Source organism: Streptomyces sp. NPDC047017 (genome assembly GCF_040644175.1).
Classification (GTDB): domain Bacteria; phylum Actinomycetota; class Actinomycetes; order Streptomycetales; family Streptomycetaceae; genus Streptomyces.
On record NZ_JBEYVW010000003.1, the window covers coordinates 212,848 to 230,834 of the forward strand.

Genomic DNA, 17,987 nt, shown 5'->3' on the forward strand with positions numbered 1-17,987 from the left:
GCCGCACGGCGGAAGATCTCGGCGGTCTCGGTAACAGGCGGTCTCGGCGACAGCGGTGGTGTCTGCAGGGCAAGCCGGGCGACATTGCTGAAAGAGAGGTGCACGGCCATGCGGAACGGTCGAAAGCGACAGATAGCGACGGCAATAGCATCGGCGGCGATGGTGGGCGGACTCGTCACCCTCGGAGGCCCTGCCTCGGCGGCGCCGGCGTCGAGCAGCACAGTAGCCGGCGCTCACGTGTATGCCGGCAAGGGTACATCGCAGGCCCAACGCCTGCTTCCGGAGAAGCCCTGCAAGCACAATTGCGGTCACAAGAAGTCGAGCCACAAGCGGCCCGGCAACACTCAGGGTGGGACGCAGGGTGGGGGTAACGGGAACACCCAGGGTGGTACTCAGGGCGGGGGCAATGGCAATACCCAGGGTGGGACCCAGGGTGGCGGTAATGGCAATACCCAGGGTGGGACCCAGGGTGGCGGTAATGGGAACACCCAGGGTGGGACCCAGGGTGGCGGTAATGGGAACACCCAGGGTGGGACCCAGGGTGGCGGTAACGGGAACACCCAGGGTGGAACGCAGGGCGGGGGCAATGGCAACACTCAGGGTGGAACGCAGGGTGGTGGCAACGGCAACACCCAGGGTGGAACGCAGGGTGGCGGTAACGGGAACACCCAGGGTGGGACCCAGGGTGGCGGTAACGGGAACACCCAGGGTGGAACGCAGGGCGGGGGCAATGGGAACACCCAGGGTGGGACGCAGGGTGGCGGCAATGGCAACACCCAGGGCGGTACCCAGGGTGGCGGCAACGGCAACACCCAAGGCGGTACCCAGGGCTGACTGAGAAGCGCCCAGAACGAAAAGCAGCATCCGGCACCTCGAAGTGACCCCGTCGAGGTGCCGAGTGCTGATCGGGGAGTATCAACTCCCTCTACCACCACCCGGAGTGATGAGAAAATGAGGAAGAAGACGACACTGCGAAGTGTCGGACTCGTGGCTGCCGCCGCCGCGTGCTTCTCGGCCGGTGCGTGGAGCAGCGCCCCGGCGATGGAGGGAAGCACCTCCCGGCAAGCGCCGGCGTCCGAGCTTCGGTGCTACGCGACTACGGCGCATCCCAAGGACCCCGTGTGCTACCGCCTGTCGGCGAAGACCGAGTTCCGGCACGGCCGGCTCGTCTACATCCCGATCCTCATCCAGGTGCCCGCACCGTCGAAGCCGCCGCCCGTCGCGATCGTCGACAGCCTGAGCGACGTACACCCGGACGCGGACGCGGTGCCCTCCGCTTGAGGAACGCTCCCGGCGGCCGACCGCTCAGTCGGTGAAGTCGCTGTCGATCATCCCGTGTTCCAGCGCCAGCCGGGTGAGATCCGCCCTGCGGCGCGAGCCGCTCTTTCTGCGGAGCCGCTCCAGATGGGTATGCACCGTGTTCTCGGTGATACTCAATTTCGTGGCGATCTCCCGGTCCGTGGCACCGCCGGCCACAAGTTGCAGGATCTGCCTCTCGCGGCCGGTGATGTGCGGCGGGGGCGCCGGTATGCTCCGGCCGGCGAGACTGGCACCGAAATAATCCTTCCCTGATGCGACCGCGCGAATGACCGCCACCAGCTCGGCATCATCGCATTGCCGACTCAGATAGCCACGGGCCCCGGCCTTGATGCACAGGATGGCATCCGACTGCCCCCGGGACGCCGAGAGCACGATGACCGCATGCCCTTGCCGGTACAACTGGGCGACCTGATGAGAAGCCACTTGGTCACAGGATTGCAGATTGATGAGCAGAATGATTTCCACGCCGTTCGCCTGGGAAAGCACGTCTTCGACGCTCTCGGCGAAGGCGATGATTTTCAGGTCCGGGTGAGTGGTGATCACCTGCGTGAGACCGAGCCGAAGCAATGGCCAGTCGCAGACGACGGCCAGTGGTGTCACGGATGTACTCATCGGAAGCTCCAGCGCAGGTGGAGGCAGCTGGGTGGCCCCAGTCGTACACAGTGTCCTGGTCGGCCGCGCTCTTGTCGACCGATCACGACGGCGGGCAGGTGGCATGCGGTCGAGTGGCGTAACGCGTGAGCGGAGCAGCGTGACCACCGTCGTGCCGTCCGCCTGCCGCGTCACCCGGGCCGTCAAGGAGGTCACGGCACTCTGTCCGGGTGACATCACCGTGTCGCTGTTGTTATCAAGTGATGTGTTACGGGATTTTTGGTCCGCAGAACTTCCTCACGCCTTCTTCAGCAGGAAAGGGATGCTGTGCATCGAATCGGCGTCTACACCACCCTGTCTTTTGCCGCTGCGGTGGCCCTGACGGGCGCGGTGGCGGGGCAGGCTTCCGCAGATTCCGGGAACGATCCGGAATACCGCATCGGCTCCACCATCATTTTCAACAATGGAGACGGCAACACCACCAACACCCAGATCGGCAACGCGCAGGGTGTGACGCAGGGCGGCGGCATCGGGAACACCCAGGGCGGTACGCAGAGCGGCACCGGGAATGTCCAGGGCGGCACCCAGGGTGGTGCCGGGAACACCCAGGGCGGTACGCAGGGCGGGACCAAGAACACTCAGGGCGGTACGCAGAGCGGCACCGACAACACCCAGGGCGGTACGCAGAGCGGGACCGGGAACACTCAAGGCGGTACGCAGGGCAGCCAGCTCGCGGCCGCGGCGCCGGCGAACGCCGCCCGCTTCTTCTCGCCCTCCACCATGACGCTCGCGGCGGTGGACGCCGCCATGGCGAGCGCCTCCCAGTGGCAGCAGTGGGTCCGGGCCTACTACCTGCCCGCCGGTCGTGCGGTCAGTGTCTCCGGGATGTGACCTGGCCTTCGCCGGGAGGGCCGAGGGCCGTCCCGGCTGCTGATTCGGGATGCGGAAACGCGCCTCTGCCCAGCCGGAACGAGGATGACCAAGATCCTTGCTCCGACTGGGCAGAGGCGTTTTCCGCTTCTCTTTGCTGTAGCCGCGCCGGCCTGCCCGTGGTGCTGCACTGCGGCCGAGTTCACCGAGTCGATCGACCCGTTTCCGTCACGGGTCTTGCCTCGCCTGCCGATACATTGCGCCCATGGCCGATGACTGGCGTACGGATCGGATCGGGGCCGCGCTGCGGGGTGACAACCCGACGGTGCTGCGGCGGCTGGAGTCGGGGTTCACGGCATGACGCGCTGCGGGAGGCGATCGGCGGCGCGCTGGATCAGGTGCGTACGGCGGCCTGACCGCGGTGGGCCTTACGGCACGGTCGCCTCGGCGAGCGGGGGAGCGGCGGCCTGCCTCTGAGCGGTAATGCCCGCCTCGGGGTGATCCGTCTCGGGGTGATCCGTGTCGGTGTGGTCCGTGTCGTCGTTCCGGGCTTCGGAGTAGATCACCAATGTCTGGTCCGGTTGCTCGGCCACGTGGAACGCCGTGTACGCGAACTCGACCACACCCCGTCCCGGACACCGCAGCCGCTTCCGCCCGCCGTGCCGGTCCTGGACGTCGTACCGTGGCCACCAGGCGCGCACTTCCCGGCTGCCCTGTTGCAGCTCCTCGACCAGGGCCGCGTAGCGGGGATCGCCGGGGTGGCGGCCGGCCAGGGTGCGCAGCCGGGCGAGCAGGCCGCGTGCCTCGGACTCCCAGTCGACCACGACTTCCCGGGCCGCCGGGTCGAGGAACACCCAGCGGGCGAAGTTCGGCGGGCGGTCGGTGTGTACCGCGAGGTAGGGGAAGAGTTCGCGGGCAGCCTGGTTGTGGGACAGCACGTCGTAGGTGCCGCCGATGACGTACGCCGGATGCGGCTGGAGCAGCAGGGGAACGGCCGCCACCTCGGTGGAGAGCGCTTCCGGCGCCGCGGTCTCGCCCGCGGGCGCCTGCCCGGCCAGGCGGAACAGGTGGCCGCGCTCGTACCCGTCGAGGCGCAGGGCCGAAGCGAGCGCGCCGAGCACCTGGTCCGAGGGCCTGATGTCCCGGCCCTGTTCGAGGTAGGTGTACCAGGTCGCGCTGATGCCGGCGAGCAGGGCGAGTTCCTCCCGCCGCAGCCCCGGTGTCCGGCGCCGGCCGGTGCGCGGCAGCCCGGCCTGGCCCGGGGTGATCCGTTCCCGGCGGCTGCGCAGGAACGCGCCCAGCTCGCGGCGGCGTCGGTCGGGCTCGTCCGGCTGCTCGGGCATGGTCGGCAGGCACCTCCAGTTCCAGAATAAACAGGCTCTGGATACCAGGCTAAAGGTCCCGCAGGGTGGGAGTGCGCGAGGGGACGGCTCGGACGGCCGGCGGCGGATTTCGCCGAGGTACCCCGGCGGCTCACGAAAGGACGACGTCATGTCGGAAAGCGGAATCGACGGCAAGGTCGTGGCGATCACCGGGGCGAGCAGTGGTATCGGGGAGGCGACCGCGCTGCTGCTGGCCGGACGGGGCGCGCGGCTCGTCCTGGGGGCGCGCCGCACCGGACGCCTCGCGGAACTGACGGCACGTATCGAGGAGGCGGGGGGCGCAGCCGTCTTCCTGCGTACGGACGTGACCCGCGCGGAGGACCTGCGAGCCCTGGTCGCCCTGGCCGTCGAGCGGTTCGGGCGGCTCGACGTGCTGGTGAGCAACGCCGGAGTGGGTACCGTCTCCCCGCTCGACGACCTGCGGGTCGAGGAATGGGACCGGATGGTCGACGTCAACGTCAAGGGCCTGCTGCACGGAATCGGGGCCGCGCTGCCGGTCTTCCGGGCGCAGGGGGCCGGGCACTTCGTCACCACCGCCTCCACGGCCGCGTACACCGTCGTACCGGCCATGGCGGTCTACGCCGGCACCAAATACGCGGTGCGCGCGATCTGCGAAGGGCTGCGCAAGGAGGCCGACGGCTCGCTGCGGGTGACCACCGTATCGCCCGGGGTGACCGACACCGACTTCGCGGAGGCGTCGACGAACCCGGAGGTGCGGGCGCGGATCACGGAGATGCGGGACCGGGTGGCCATCGCACCCGAGGCGATCGCCCGCGCCATCGCGTTCGCCGTCGAACAGCCCGCGGACGTCGACGTGAACGAGATCGTCGTACGACCGACCGCGCAGCACTGACGCTTGGTGCTTCAGGTGAGCTTCAGGCGACCAGGGTGGTGCACAGGTCGGCGAGCAGGCCCCAGAAGGCGGCCCAGGCCGGCGATGTCGATCACCAGCGCGGAAGGCAGCACCGTCAGCAGGGAGCCCACCGCACCGCCGAGGACGTCCACGCAGAGGTGGAACCCTCCGGCCCAGGCCGCCGCCGTATAACGCTTCGCGGGGTCCTCGTGAGTCTCCCGGCCGGTGCGGATCGCGGCGGTGATGGCCGCCAGGTTGCGCGCGAAGCAGCTGAAGGGGGCGAGCAGCAGGGTGACGGCGCCGGTCCAGCCGACCAGGGGCGACACCGGTACGTCGTAACCGTCGTTGCGCAGCACCGCCACGCCCGGCATGTTCTGCGAGGCACAGCACCAGCAGCCAGGAAGCGAGCTGGGCGTCGGGTGGCGCCGGCGGCCCGGGCCGCCGTGAAGACGATGGCCGCCGAGCTGGTGAGGCTCACCAGGACGGTGATCAGGCCGGCGACGACCGCGGACGGTGCGCCGCGGAGCGCAGCCGGTAAGCCGTCCTGCTCCGGTGATGCGTCGTGCTCCGGTGATGAGTCTTGGTCATGAGGCGCGTCATCGCCCCCCTGCTACTCGCCGTACTCTGACGGCCGCCCTCGCCGCGTGTGCCTGGCGTGGGCGCCGCCCCGGTCCAAGCCGCCCAGCGGCCCAGCCGCCTTCTGTCGGTGCGGAGTCTGGGCCGTGGCGGTGAGGTGCGGGAGCATCGACCTATGGATGCGGTCGGGTATCGCCGGCAGAGGGATGGATCGGAGGAGCGAGTCCTATGGATCCCATGGCAGCAGCGGACGGCAGGCGTTTCACGGACAAGGTGGCGGTGGTGACCGGCGGCAGCCGGGGCATCGGGGCGGCGGTGGCCACGCGACTGGCGGCCGAGGGAGCGGCCGTGGTCATCGGCTACCGCGGGAACCGGCGGGCCGCCGACGAACTGGTCTCGGCGCTCGCCGCGGACGGCGCGAGGGCGCTGGCCGTGCGCGCGGACGTGGCCGATCCCGATCAGACGAAGGCGCTGATGGACACCGCGGTCTCCGAGTTCGGGCGGCTGGACGTGCTGGCGTCGTGCGCGGGCATCGAGCACTTCGACGCTCTGGAGCGCATCTCCCCGGCCGACTTCGACCATGTCTTCGCCGTGAACACGCGCGGACAGCTCTTCGCGGCCCAGCACGCCGGCGCCCATATGCGGGAGGGCGGCCGGATGGTGCTCACCTCCTCGGTGAGCGCCTCCCGCGCGGTCTTCCACCACACCCTGTACGCCGCTTCCAAGGCCGCCGTGGAGGCCATGGTGCTCAACCTCTCCGCCGAACTCGGCCGGCGCGGCATCACCATCAACGCCATCGCGCCGGGCGGTACCGCCACCGACATGGCGGCGGAGAACGCCCCCCACTACCAGCACCCCGAGCTGAAGGGCGTGCTGCCGCTGGAGCGGTGGCTGTCCGTGCACGGTGCGCTCGGCCGCCTGGCCCGGCCGGAGGAGGTCGCCGCCGGTTACGCGTTCCTCGCCAGTGACGACGCCGCCTATATGACCGGCCGCACCCTGCCCGTCGACGGCGGTTTCTTCTGATTCTGGTCCTTGTCCTGGTCCCGATCTTGGTCCTGGTCCTGGTCCTTGTCTTGGCCCTGATCCGGATTCTGGCTCTGCCGGCGGGGCGTCACCACGGGACCGTCTCCCCGTTGAGGTCCAGGAACTGCAGGCCCGGGGCGCCGGTCTGCGCTTCGAGGACGTCGACCACGGCCGGGATGCTCTCCTGGGGGTCCAGAGGCGCGTCGGGACCGCCGAGCCGTGTCCGGTTGTGACCGGGGTCGATGAGCAGCTTGGTGTGCCCGTCGTCGGCGTGCCGGGTGGTGTAGCTGCGCATCAGCTGGTTGAGCGCGGCCTTGCTGGCCTTGTACAGCTCGTAGCCGTCCTCGGTGTTGCGCGAGATGCTGCCCTGCTCGGAGGACATGACCGCGACGGTGCCGCCGGGGGCGACGAGTCCGCGGAGGGCTTCGAGGGCGCGCAGCGGGCTCAGCGCGTTGGTGACCATCACCTCGGTGAACATGTCGGTCGGGACCTCGTGGATCGGCAGATCGCCCCGGTCGACGGCGGCGTTGACGAAGAGCAGATCGAGCCGGCGGCCTCCCAGGCGCTCGCGCAGAGCGGACAGCTCCTCCGGGCTCGTCATCTCCAGGGACTCGATCTCCAGCCGTCCCTTCGAGGCGTCGGCGTCGGCCCGCAGCTCACCGCTGTCCTGGCGGGTCGTGGCGATGACGCGCCAGCCGCGTCGGGCGAGTTCACCGGCGAGGACGAGTCCCAGCCCCCGGGAGGCTCCGATGACGAGGGCTTGGCGGTCTGAGGTGGTGGACACATGCGCTCCTTCGTGGTGGGAACCTCAGATTAGACGCACCGTCGCGTCTGGACAACACCCCGGGTGTCACTCACCGGTATGGTGTTCGCATGCCCGCCGCCGACTCTCCACCCCGCAGGCCGCGTTCCGGGAACCGGCGCGACGAAGGCGCACGTCTCGCCGTCCTGCACGCCGCGGACGATCTGCTCGCCGAGAACGGCTTCGGCGCGCTCACCGTCGAGGCGATCGCCCGGCGCGCCGGCGTCGCCAAGCAGACGATCTACCGCTGGTGGCCCTCGAAGGTCGAGATCCTCCTCGACACGCTCATCGAGGACAGCGGCAAACGTCTCTCCGTCCCGGTGGAACAGCCCACGGCCGACAGCATCCGCGACTACCTGCGGGACTTCGCGCTGTTCCTCACCGGCGACCCCGCAGGCAAGGTCCTGCTCGCGCTCATCGCCGAGGCACAGCACGACCCCGACACGGCCGAGCGCTTCCACGAGCGCTATCTCGGCCCCCGCCGCGACCAGGAACGCGAGATGCTCGCACGCGCGATCGACGCCGGCGAGGTCGCGCCCGGCCTCGGCCCGGACGCCGCGATGGACGCCCTGGCCGGGCCGATCGTCTATCGCGCCCTGACCGGGGCGAGCGTCCCCCGGGATCTGGTGGACACCCTCGTCGAAAGCGTGCTCAACCCCCGTTCTCGGTGAGGACCGGTCCTGCGGGCGGAGGTCCGAGCCGGCCGATGCGGCCGAGGCGGCCGAGGTGGCGGCGGCCGTCGCCCGCAGGGACAGGTCCCCCGTGAAGCCGGGTCCCCGGCAAAGTCAGGTCCCCCGCAAAGCCGGGTCCCCCGTGAAGACGGGCCCCGCAGGGCCGCGCACCGTACGGGGTGCGGGGGATGATCACCTCGGCCGGCCGCGTCACGACCCGGTGAGTGCCTTCGTCACGTCGTCGAGGACCGTACGGGCGGCGATGGGGCCGCCGGAGCTGTTCCAGGCCGAGCCCTCGACCACCACGACGTGCTTCTTCCGCTCGGCCTTGAGCGCCGAGAAGTTCGGCACCTTCCGCGCCTGCGCGTAGGCCGTCTCGCCGTCCGCCCGGGAGCCCAGGGTGCCGAAGAACAGCCAGTCGCCGTCGATCGTGTCGAGCTTCTCCAGGCTCACCGGCTCGCTGTGCCCGATGCTCGCGCCCTGCTGGTCGGCGGGGCGCTTGAGGCCGAGCGCCGCCAGCGTCGAGCCGACGTGGCCCAGGCCCTTGCCGACGACGGAGGGCGCGCCGTCCTGCCAGCGGATCACGCTGGTGACGGCGCCCGCGTCGGCGCCCAGCTTGCTCTTGGCCGCGGCCACATCGGCGTCGAAGGACGCCAGTTCCTTCTCGGCCTCGGGCTTCTTGTCGAGCGCGTCGGCCGTGGCGACGAACGCCTTCTTCCAGTCCTCGTTGAGCTTGGCGGTCAGCACGGTGGGGGCGATGGCCTGGAGCTTGTCCAGGACCCGCTTGGAGCCGGTCGTCTCGTCCAGCAGGATCAGGTCGGGGTGGAGCGTGGCCAGCTTCTCCAGGTCCGGTTCGGCCACGGTCGCCACGACCTCGGCGTTCTTCGCCTTGGCGGCGAGGTAGGTGGAGACACCCTTCTGGCCGCGGCCCGCGGTGGCGCCGATCGGCTGGAAGCCCAGGGCCAGGGCCGCGTCGAGGGTCGGCTCGCTCAGCGTGACGACCTTCTTCGGCGCGGCCGGCACCGTGACGGAACGTCCCTGCGCGTCGGTGATGCGGCGCGTGCCGGAACCGGCTCCGCCGGCCTTGTCCGCGCCGCCCGCGTCCTTCTTGCCGTCGTCACCGCAGCCGGCCAGGACGAGGGCGGCCGCCAGGGCGGTGGCGGTGAGGGCGGCCCGGCGGCGGGCACGTGTCGGGAACATGAAGGGGACTCCTAGGGAAAGGGAAGGTGTGTCGCAGGCGTGCGTCGGGTGGGGTGGCGGTGGCGCGGTCTCGTCAGGCGGGTGCCGTGGCCCCACCCCCCACCGTCGCGACCAGGCCGTCCGCCAGGCAGCCGCGCCAACAGGCGTAGTCGTGACCGCCGTTGAACTCGGTGTGGGTCACGTCGTAGCGCAGTGAGCGCAGGACGTCGTGCAGGGCGCGGTTCTGGGTGAGCATGGTGCCCTCGTGCAGGCCCACGTCCAGGCGCACGCGCAGCGGACGCCGCTCGGCCGCGGCGAACCGGGAGACGAGCCAAGGCGGGCCGTCCGGGGAGGACTTGGGCACGCCGGGCGGCAGCCCCGGGCGCCACCACAGGGAGGCGGAGTGCGCGAGGACGTTGCCGAACCGGTCGGGCCGCAGCAAGCCGGCGTACAGGGCGGTCACCCCGCCCAGGCTCTGGCCCGCGACGACGGTGCGCGCCGGGTCCGCGGTCAGCGGCCAGCGCCCGGTCGCCCAGGGGAGGACCTCGTCGGCGAGGAAGCCCGTACAGCTGTCGCGGCCGCCCAGTTCGCGCCAGCGGGTGCGGTTGTCCACGGCGTGCGGGGCGAGCACGGCCAGCGGGGGCACCGCGCCGTCCGCGATCAGGGCGTCCAGGGTGTCCTGGAACGCGAGCCGGCCGAACCACATGTCGCCGTCGCACAGCACCAGCACCGGCAGGTCCCGGTGGCCGCGGCCGGGGGGCAGGTAGACCCGGACCTCCCGTTCGCACGCGAGTGCGGTGCTGGTCACGCGGTGGTGTTCGACCGTGCCCCTGGGCACGGCGGGACGCCGCCCGGCCCAGGGCTGCGGGGGAGCGTCCGGCAGCGCGAAGACGGAACCGCCGACGTCCAGCCAGCGCGACGGCAGTGTCTCGGCGTTGAGCGGGTCGGCCGTGGCGAGCCCGGCCAGGGTGCGCAGGCGCTGCTGGCGGGCCGCCGGGTCGGCGGGCAGTTCGCCGGTGGAGGAGTCGGGTGCGATCCGGTAGGAGCCGCGATGGTCGGCCCGCAGCCGAAAGCTCAGGTGCCATATGTCCGTGCCGGGCAGCGGCGACAGCAGGGAGTCCACGAGGTGCTCGCGGTCGCCGATCCGATTGGCGACCAGCAGGACCCGCCGGGTATCGCGGTCGCCGCGCCACAGGAAGGTGGCGGCCCGGTGGGCGCGGTCGCCCGGCAGCGGTTCGACGAGCGGCGTGCCGTGTTCCCGGGCCCGGGTCCAGAAGTCGGCGATCAGTGAGGGGTGTTCGGTGTCGGGCACGGCGGCGAGCCGGGTGCGCAGCGCCTCCACGGCAGGGGAGGCGACGGGAACGGGACGTGCCGTGTCCGGGTGTCCGGGTCCGGGGCCGTCGCCGAGCGGGGTGCTTTCGAGGTCCGGGGGGCCGGTCACGGTCACCCTCATCGCAGGGCACCGCTGCCGAGCACCAGCTCGACCAGGCGCGGCACGCTCTCGGCGGGGCTCGGCATGGACGCCATCTCGCGGGCCACGTCCCGGGCGGCCTGCCGCAGGTCCTCGTCGGTGAGCAGCCGGCCGATCAGGTCCGCCGTGAGATCGCCGGGCGCCTCGGGGACCAGTCCGCAGCCGCGGGCGGCGACGGCCGCCGCGTTGGCCGGGCGGTCCGCGCCCTGGCCGAAAACGATCTGCGGGAGCCCGGCGTCGAGCGCGGTGAGGGTGGTGCCGGAGCCGCCGTGGTGGACGACGGCGTCGCTCGCGGCGAGCAGGGCACCCAGCGGTATCCAGTCGAGCGGGCGTACGTTGTCCGGCAGCGGGCCCAGTTCGGACAGGTCCGCGCCGCCGAGCGCGAGGACGAACTCGGTGTCCGAGCCGCGCGCGGCCTCGACCACTCCGCGCAGCGGCGAGAGGCCGTCGACCACGGGCTGGACCGTGCCGAGCGTGACCGCGACTCGGGGCCGGGTGCGGGGAGCGAGGAGCCAGCCGGGCAGCTCGGCGCCGCCGTTGTAGGGGACGTAGCGCAGGAACCAGCGGCGCGGTTCGTCGGTGACGCTCATGCTGGGCGGGGTGACGTCGAGCCAGGCCGCCAGCGGGTCGGGACCGGTCAGGCCGTGGCGTTCGTACGCATCCGCCAGCGCCCCGTTCACCATGCGCGCGTGTGCCGAGGTGTGGCCGAAACCGACCGCGTGCAGCACGGAGGGCACCCCCAGGCGCGCGGCCACCAGTTGCCCGACCACGCCGATGGGCGGGTGGACGACCAGACCGGGGCGCCAGGCGAGGGCCACCTCGGTCATCCGGTCGGCCATCTCGTCGCTGAAGAAGCTGAACCCCTTGCCGCTGGGCGCCGCGCCGGCCTCGCCGGGCGCGGGCGGCTTGCGGCCCCGGCGTTCCTTCTCCATCCGCGCGTACAGCGCGTCCGGGTCGATCCCGGGTGCGCAGTCGACGGTGAGCAGACCCGATCGGGCCAGATGGCCGCGCGCCGCACCGCAGGTGGCGACGAGCACGTCATGGCCCGCCGCGCGCAGTGCGTGGGCGAGCGGCACCATCGGATAGTGCAGCCCGAAGAAGGGCGGTCCGGCGAATAGGACCCGCATAGTTCCCCGCTTTCCTCGCGTTCCTCAGCGTTTCCTGGTTGCTTCGGCGTCCGGCCGGGCCGGTCTCGCGCACCGGACCCGGACGGGACCCGGACACGGCGGCACACGGTGTCCTGCCTGGCTGACGGTCAATCAATTAGGCATGGAACGTGCATAGTTCGAAACCGCGGTCCCGGTGAACTTAGGATAGCCTAAGCTAAGTGCATGCTTCACGGATCTCCCACTTCCCCCGGAGGCCTGCGCAGGCTCGCCGCCGCGTGCCGCCGTCATCCCGGCCTGCTGACCGCCGTGCTGCTCAGCTCGGTCCTCGGTACGGGCCTGGAGGCGTTCGGCCCGATGCTGGCCGGCCTCGCCGTCAACGACGCCGTGGCCGGCCGCACCCACCGGGTCGGCGTCCTCGCCGCCGTCCTGTGCGCGCTGGCCGTGGTGCAGTTCGCCGCCGAGTTCACCCGCCGCTTCGCCGCCGGAAAACTCGCCCTCGCCGTCCAACACCGGTTGCGCACCCAGGTGTTCGGCTCTGTGCAGCGCTACGACGGGATCCGCCAGGACGCGCTGCGCACCGGCCAGGTCGTCTCCCGCGCCAACAGCGACCTCCAGCAGATCCAGGTCATGCTCGGCATGCTGCCCATCCCGATCGGGGTGAGCGCCCTGTTCGCCGTCGCCGTCGGCGCCATGCTGTGGCTGTCCGCGCCGCTCACCCTCGTCGCCCTCCTCGTGGTGCCCACCCTCGCCTGGACCGCCGCCCGCAGCCGGGCCCGGATGGTCCCCGCCACCCGCGAGGCCCAGGCGCGGGCCGCCGCCATCGCCGAGCACGTCGAGGAGACCGTCACCGGCGTCCGGGTCGTCAAGGGCTTCGGCCAGGAGGACCGCGAGACCGAACACCTCGCCCGCGCGGCCCGCGCCCTCTTCGGGCGCCGTGCGGCACTCGCCCGCCTCCAGGCCGGCGTCACCGCCGTCATGACCGCCCTGCCCGCCGCCGGCCAGGTCGGCGTCCTCGCCCTCGGCGGCTGGCTCGCCCTGCGCGGCCACATCGACGCCGGCACCTTCCTCGCCTTCGCCGGCTACCTCGTCCTGCTCGCCGGACCCGCCAAACTCCTCGCCACCTTCACCGTCACCGCCCAGCAGGCCCGCGCCGCCGCCGAACGCGTCCACGAACTCATCGACGCCACCCCCGACATCACCGACGCCCCGCACGCCCGCGACCTGCCCGCCGGACCGCTCGCCGTCGAACTGCGCGACGTCACCTTCGGCTACGCCCCCAGCGACCCGGTCCTCACCGGCGTCGACCTGACCGTCCGCCCCGGCGAGACCCTCGCCGTCGTCGGCCCGCCCGGCTCCGGCAAGTCCACCCTCTCGCTGCTGCTCGGCCGCTTCTACGACCCCCAGTCCGGCAGCGTCCGCATCGGCGCCGAGAACGTCCCCGACGACCTGCGCGACCTGCGCCTGGCCTCCCTGCGCACCGCCGTCGGCAGCGTCTTCGAGGACCCCTTCCTCTTCTCCTGTTCGGTCCGCGACAACATCGCCCACGGCCGCCCCGACGCGACCGACGAGGAGGTACGGGCCGCCGCCCGCGCCGCCGACGCGGACACCTTCATCACCGCCCTGCCCGCCGGGTACGACACCCCGGTGGGGGAGCGCGGAGCCCAGCTCTCGGGCGGCCAGCGCCAGCGCGTCGCCCTCGCCCGGGCCCTGCTCACCGACCCCCGCGTCCTCGTCCTGGACGACGCCACCTCCGCCGTCGACCCGGCCACCGAGTCCGTCATCCAGGCCGCCCTGCGCACCGTCTGCGCCGACCGCACCACCCTCCTCATCGCCCACCGCCGCTCCACCCTCGCGCTCGCCGACCGGATCGCCGTCCTGGACGCCGGACGCGTCGTCGACACCGGCACCGCCGAAGAACTCAGCGCCCGCTGCGCCCTGTTCCGTCAGCTCCTGGCCGGACCCAGCGGCTCCGTCGACGAACGCACCGAGGTCCGCCAGGACACCGCGAGCCACGGCGTCACCCCCGAACTGTGGCCGGAACCGGCCACAGCCGACGCATCCGACGCATCCCACGCACCCGCCCCCGGCGCCACCGCACCCCACGACGACGACCCCGCCCTCGACGAACACGAACTGCGCGCCCCCCGCCCCGGCATCACCCTCGCCACGCTGCTGCGGCCGGTGCGTGGCGTGCTGCTGCTCGGACTGCTGCTCCTCGCCCTGGAGACCGCCGCCGGACTCGCCCTGCCCCAGTTCGTCCGGCACGGCCTGGACGACGGCGTCACCGCCCGCGACGGCTCCGCCCTCACCCGGTGCGCGGTCCTGGCCGCCGCCGCCGTCCTCGTCGCCTTCGCCGCCCTCGCCGTCCACGGCAACCTCACCCGCCGCGCCGGCGAACGCGTCCTGTACGGGCTGCGGGTACGCTCCTTCGCCCACCTCCAGCGACTCGGCCTCGACTTCTACGAACGCGAGCGCGGCGGCCAGATCATGACCCGCGTCGTCAACGACATCGACGCCCTCGCCTCCTTCCTCCAGACCAACCTGCTCGCCTCCGTCGCCTCCCTGGCCACCGTCGCCGGCGTGCTGTGCGCCATGGTCGCCGTCCACCCGCCGCTCGCCCTCGCCGCGCTCGCCCTGCTGCCGCTCCTGCTCGCCGCCACCCTCGTCTTCTGGCGGCTCTCCTCGGCCGCCTACGACGACGCGCGCAAGCGCATCGGCGAGGTCAACTCCTCGCTCCAGGAGAACGTCAGCGGTCTGCGCACCTCCCAGGCACAGGCCCGCGAGGCCGGCGCCGCCCGCGACTTCGGCAAGCTCTCCGACGCCTACCGCACCGCCCGGCTGCGTGCCCAGCGCTACGCGGCCGTCTACTTCCCCTCCGTCAACCTCGCCGCCGAACTCTCCCGCGCCCTGGTGCTGTTCATCGGCGCCCGCCAGGTCGCGCGCGGCGACATCAGCCCCGGCGTGCTGGTCGCCTTCCTGCTCTACCTCGGCATGTTCTTCGCCCCGGTCCAGCAGCTCTCGCTCGCCTTCGACAGTTACCAGCAGGCGTCCGTGGGCCTGCGCCGGATCGTGGAACTGCTGCGCCTGGCACCGTCCGTACCGCCCGAGCCCGCCGACCCCGCGCCCCTGCCCGAACGCCTCACCGGCGCGGTCGAGCTGACCGGCGCCACCCACACCTACCCCGGCGCGGCACACCCCTCGCTGCACCCGGTGGACCTGCGGATCGAACCCGGCCGCACCCTCGCCCTGGTCGGCGCGACCGGCGCCGGCAAGTCCACCGCCGTCAAACTGCTCGCCCGGTTCTACGACCCCGCCGAGGGCACCGTCACCGTCGACGGCACCGACCTGCGCCGCTGGCCCGCCTCCGGCTACCGCCGCCTGATCGGGTACGTCCCCCAGGAAGCCCACCTGTTCACCGGGGACATCGCGGACAACATCCGCTACGGCCGCCCCGACGCCACCGACGCCGAAGTGGAGGCGGCGGCCCGCGCGGTCGGCGCCCTGGACGCCGTCGCCGCACAGCCGCACGGCTTCCGGCAGCCCGTGGGAGAGCGCGGCCAGTCACTGTCGGCCGGGCAGCGCCAGCTGATCGCCCTCGCCCGCGCCGAACTCGTCGACCCCGGCCTCCTGCTGCTCGACGAGGCGACCGCCTCCCTCGACCCGGCCACCGAACAGACCGTCACCCGCGCCCAGGAACGGCTCGCCCGACGGCGTACCACCGTCGTGGTCGCCCACCGGATGACCACGGCCGCACGGGCCGACCTGATCGCCGTACTGGACCAGGGACGGATCGTCGAACAGGGCACGCACACCGACCTGCTGGCCGCCGGCGGCGCGTACGCCCGGCTGTGGCAGCACGCCCAGGAAGCGCCCGTCTCCGTCCCGGCAGGAGACCGCCCATGACCCGCACCCAGGCCGGCCCGCACCGCACCACCACCCCCGGCACGCCCGAGGCGCCCGGCACACCCGCCCGGCCGGCCCCGGCCGCCCGCTCCCGCCGCGCCACCGGCCTCGCCCTCGGCCTCGCCCTGCTGACGGCCGCCGTCCTCGCCTCCCTCGCCGTGGGCACCCAGCAGATCCCCCTCGACCACGTGGCGAGCGCCCTGTTCGAGCCGGCCGGCACCAAGAACGACGTCATCGTGCGCCAACTGCGCCTGCCCCGCACCCTCATCGGCGCGGCCGCCGGCGCGGCGCTCGGCCTGGCCGGCGCCGTCATGCAGACCCTCACCCGCAACCCCCTCGCCGACCCCGGCCTCCTCGGCGTCAACGCCGGAGCCTCCGCCGCCGTCGTCACCGCGATCAGCGTCCTCGGCATCCACTCCTTCGACGGCTACCTCTGGTTCGCCCTCGCGGGCGCCGCCGGGGCCGCCGCCCTGGTCAACGCCCTCGGCGGCAGCCGCGCCGCGACCCCCGTCCGCCTCGCCCTGGCCGGTACCGCCGTCAACGCCGCGCTCTTCGGCTACGTCAACGGCCTCCAACTCGTCGACCTCGACACCCTCGACACCATGCGCTACTGGGCCGTCGGCACCCTCGCCGGCCGCGACATCCACCTGCTGTGGCGGGTGCTGCCCCTGCTCGCGGCCGGCGCGCTGCTCGCCTTCGCGCTCGCCCGCCCGCTCGGCGCCCTCTCCCTCGGCGATGACTCCGCCCGGGCGCTCGGCGCCCACCCCGGCCGCACCCGCGTCCTGTCGATCGCCGCGATCACCCTGCTGTGCGGCAGCGCCACCGCCGTGTGCGGCCCGATCGGCTTCATCGGCCTGATGATCCCGCACGCGGTACGCCCCTTCAGCGGCCCCGACCCGCGCTGGCTGCTGCCCTACTGCGCGCTGTACGCCCCGGCCCTGATGCTCGCCTCCGACGTCGTCGGCAGGATCGTCGTGCCGCCCTCCGAGATCGAGGTGGGCATCGTCACCGCCTTCCTCGGCGGCCTGCTGTTCATCCAGCTCGTGCGCCGGCGGAAGGTGGCCCGACTGTGAGCACCGTCAAGCCGGTTCCCGGCGCCCGCCGGACCCCCGTACACCTGGACCGGGCGCGCGGCTGCGTCCGCGTCGGCGCCTGGTCGCTGCGGTTCGACGCGCGGGCCGTCCTGGTCAGCGCGGCCCTGTGCGCGCTCGCCCTGGTGGTGACCGTGTTCGCCATCGGCAGCGGTGAGTTCGCCATCGGCCCGCTCGACGTCGTCCGCACCCTGTTCGGCGACGGGCCGCCCGGCGCCGACTTCATCGTCATGGACCTGCGGCTGCCGCGCGCCCTCGACGGCCTCCTCGTGGGCTTCGCGATGGGCATGGCCGGTGCCGTCTTCCAGTCCCTGACCCGCAACCCGCTGGGCAGCCCGGACATCACGGGCTTCGGCAACGGCGCCTCCGCCGGAGCGCTCGTCGCCATCATCCTGTTCGACGCGGGCGCGCCGCAGACCGCCCTCGGCGCGGTGGGCGGCGGGCTCGCCACCGCCGTCGCCGTCTACCTGCTCGCCTGGAAACGCGGCGTGCACGGCTACCGGCTCGTCCTCGTCGGCATCGGCGCCTCGGCCGTCCTCGGCTCCGTGACCAGCTTCCTGTTCGTCCGCGCCGACATCGGCAAGGCGGCCCAGGCCGCCACCTGGATGATCGGCTCCCTCAACGGGCGCGGCTGGAGCGATGTGCGGATCGCCGTACTGGGCCTGGCGCTGCTCGTCCCCGTCGTCCTCGCGTACACCCGGCGGCTGACCATGCTGGAGATGGGCGACGACACGGCGGCCGCGCTCGGCATCCCGCCCGAGCGCAGCCGTCTGACGCTGCTCGTCACCGCCACCGGACTGACCGCGATGGCCGTCGCGGCGGCCGGACCCGTCCCGTTCGTGGCCCTCGCCTCGCCCCAGCTGGCCCGCCGCATGACCCGGGCGGCCGGGCCCAACGTGCTGCCCGCCGCCTGGACCGGCGCGGTCCTCGTCACCGGCTGCGACTGGGCCACCCAGCGGATCTCGCACTCCGCGCTGCTGCCGGTCGGCGTGGTCACCGGGGTGGCCGGCGGGATCTACCTGGGCTGGCTGCTGTGGCGCGAACGCGGATCCGGCCGGCTGTGACCGGCCGGCCGACCGGCCGCCGGTCCGAAGGGTGGTCCGCCTTCGGGACGGTGGACGAGCGCGGTGTCATTGGGGAAGTGGG

General features: G+C 72.6%; 15 protein-coding genes and 1 pseudogene. 9 read left to right on the forward strand and 7 right to left on the reverse strand.

Annotated features, from left to right (window positions below; translation table 11 throughout):
* The first annotated feature begins 1,119 nt into the window (after window positions 1–1,119).
* Complete coding sequence (locus tag ABZ858_RS06555; RefSeq protein WP_361373342.1) at window positions 1,120–1,281, forward strand: hypothetical protein; 162 nt, start codon at window positions 1,120–1,122, stop codon at window positions 1,279–1,281.
* 24 nt (window positions 1,282–1,305) lie between these two features.
* Here ABZ858_RS06555 and ABZ858_RS06560 read toward each other — a convergent pair whose 3' ends face one another.
* Window positions 1,306–1,920, reverse strand: coding sequence for a response regulator transcription factor (locus ABZ858_RS06560; RefSeq protein WP_361373344.1), 615 nt, complete (start codon window positions 1,918–1,920; stop codon window positions 1,306–1,308).
* 318 nt (window positions 1,921–2,238) lie between these two features.
* Here ABZ858_RS06560 and ABZ858_RS06565 point away from each other — a divergent pair, with 318 nt between their 5' ends.
* Together ABZ858_RS06565 and ABZ858_RS06570 are read left to right on the forward strand one after the other, a co-directional pair.
* A complete protein-coding gene (locus tag ABZ858_RS06565) occupies window positions 2,239–2,802 on the forward strand; it encodes a hypothetical protein (RefSeq protein WP_361373346.1) in 564 nt (187 codons plus the stop codon).
* A gap of 244 nt (window positions 2,803–3,046) precedes the next feature.
* Window positions 3,047–3,133 (forward strand): annotated as a pseudogene (locus ABZ858_RS06570) (diadenosine tetraphosphate hydrolase); the annotation flags it as partial.
* 76 nt (window positions 3,134–3,209) lie between these two features.
* Here the strand turns inward: ABZ858_RS06570 and ABZ858_RS06575 are convergent.
* Window positions 3,210–4,124 carry a helix-turn-helix transcriptional regulator gene (locus ABZ858_RS06575; protein WP_361373348.1) on the reverse strand — a complete coding sequence of 305 codons (915 nt, stop codon included), beginning with the start codon at window positions 4,122–4,124 and terminating at the stop codon, window positions 3,210–3,212.
* 148 nt (window positions 4,125–4,272) lie between these two features.
* Between ABZ858_RS06575 and ABZ858_RS06580 the strand changes: the two genes are divergently transcribed.
* On the forward strand, window positions 4,273–5,016 hold the full coding sequence (locus ABZ858_RS06580) for an SDR family oxidoreductase (protein WP_361373350.1): 744 nt from the start codon (window positions 4,273–4,275) through the stop codon (window positions 5,014–5,016).
* A gap of 11 nt (window positions 5,017–5,027) precedes the next feature.
* Here the strand turns inward: ABZ858_RS06580 and ABZ858_RS06585 are convergent, their stop codons facing one another.
* Window positions 5,028–5,387 (reverse strand): benzoate/H(+) symporter BenE family transporter, encoded by a 360-nt coding sequence (locus ABZ858_RS06585; RefSeq protein ID WP_361373352.1) that lies wholly within the window; start codon window positions 5,385–5,387, stop codon window positions 5,028–5,030.
* Window positions 5,388–5,829: 442 nt separating this feature from the next.
* Here ABZ858_RS06585 and ABZ858_RS06590 point away from each other — a divergent pair, with 442 nt between their 5' ends.
* Window positions 5,830–6,615 (forward strand): SDR family oxidoreductase, encoded by a 786-nt coding sequence (locus ABZ858_RS06590; protein WP_361373354.1) that lies wholly within the window; start codon window positions 5,830–5,832, stop codon window positions 6,613–6,615.
* Window positions 6,616–6,703: 88 nt separating this feature from the next.
* On the opposite strand, the gene ABZ858_RS06595 is transcribed toward ABZ858_RS06590, so the two are convergent.
* On the reverse strand, window positions 6,704–7,399 hold the full coding sequence (locus ABZ858_RS06595; protein ID WP_361373356.1) for an SDR family NAD(P)-dependent oxidoreductase: 696 nt from the start codon (window positions 7,397–7,399) through the stop codon (window positions 6,704–6,706).
* A gap of 89 nt (window positions 7,400–7,488) precedes the next feature.
* Here ABZ858_RS06595 and ABZ858_RS06600 point away from each other — a divergent pair, with 89 nt between their 5' ends.
* Entirely contained in the window at window positions 7,489–8,088 is a 600-nt protein-coding gene (locus tag ABZ858_RS06600; RefSeq protein ID WP_361373358.1) for a TetR/AcrR family transcriptional regulator, read from the forward strand.
* Window positions 8,089–8,298: 210 nt separating this feature from the next.
* Here the strand turns inward: ABZ858_RS06600 and ABZ858_RS06605 are convergent, their stop codons facing one another.
* The 3 genes from ABZ858_RS06605 to ABZ858_RS06615 form a co-directional block, all read right to left on the reverse strand.
* Complete coding sequence (locus ABZ858_RS06605; protein ID WP_361373360.1) at window positions 8,299–9,288, reverse strand: ABC transporter substrate-binding protein; 990 nt, start codon at window positions 9,286–9,288, stop codon at window positions 8,299–8,301.
* A gap of 73 nt (window positions 9,289–9,361) precedes the next feature.
* Window positions 9,362–10,708 (reverse strand): enterochelin esterase, encoded by a 1,347-nt coding sequence (gene fes / locus ABZ858_RS06610; RefSeq protein ID WP_361373362.1) that lies wholly within the window; start codon window positions 10,706–10,708, stop codon window positions 9,362–9,364.
* An 8-nt stretch (window positions 10,709–10,716) separates the two neighbouring features.
* On the reverse strand, window positions 10,717–11,865 hold the full coding sequence (locus ABZ858_RS06615) for a nucleotide disphospho-sugar-binding domain-containing protein (protein ID WP_361373364.1): 1,149 nt from the start codon (window positions 11,863–11,865) through the stop codon (window positions 10,717–10,719).
* A gap of 204 nt (window positions 11,866–12,069) precedes the next feature.
* Between ABZ858_RS06615 and ABZ858_RS06620 the strand changes: the two genes are divergently transcribed.
* From ABZ858_RS06620 to ABZ858_RS06630, 3 genes are read left to right on the forward strand one after another with little or no spacing between them, the layout of a single operon-like run.
* Window positions 12,070–15,750 (forward strand): ABC transporter ATP-binding protein, encoded by a 3,681-nt coding sequence (locus ABZ858_RS06620; RefSeq protein WP_361373366.1) that lies wholly within the window; start codon window positions 12,070–12,072, stop codon window positions 15,748–15,750.
* Window positions 15,747–16,823, forward strand: coding sequence for an iron chelate uptake ABC transporter family permease subunit (locus tag ABZ858_RS06625; RefSeq protein ID WP_361373368.1), 1,077 nt, complete (start codon window positions 15,747–15,749; stop codon window positions 16,821–16,823). Before ABZ858_RS06620 ends, ABZ858_RS06625 begins: the two co-directional genes overlap by 4 nt.
* Window positions 16,820–17,905, forward strand: a complete 1,086-nt coding sequence (locus ABZ858_RS06630; RefSeq protein ID WP_361373370.1) for an iron chelate uptake ABC transporter family permease subunit — start codon at window positions 16,820–16,822, stop codon at window positions 17,903–17,905. The genes ABZ858_RS06625 and ABZ858_RS06630 overlap by 4 nt, the downstream gene beginning before the upstream one ends.
* Window positions 17,906–17,987 lie beyond the last annotated feature (82 nt).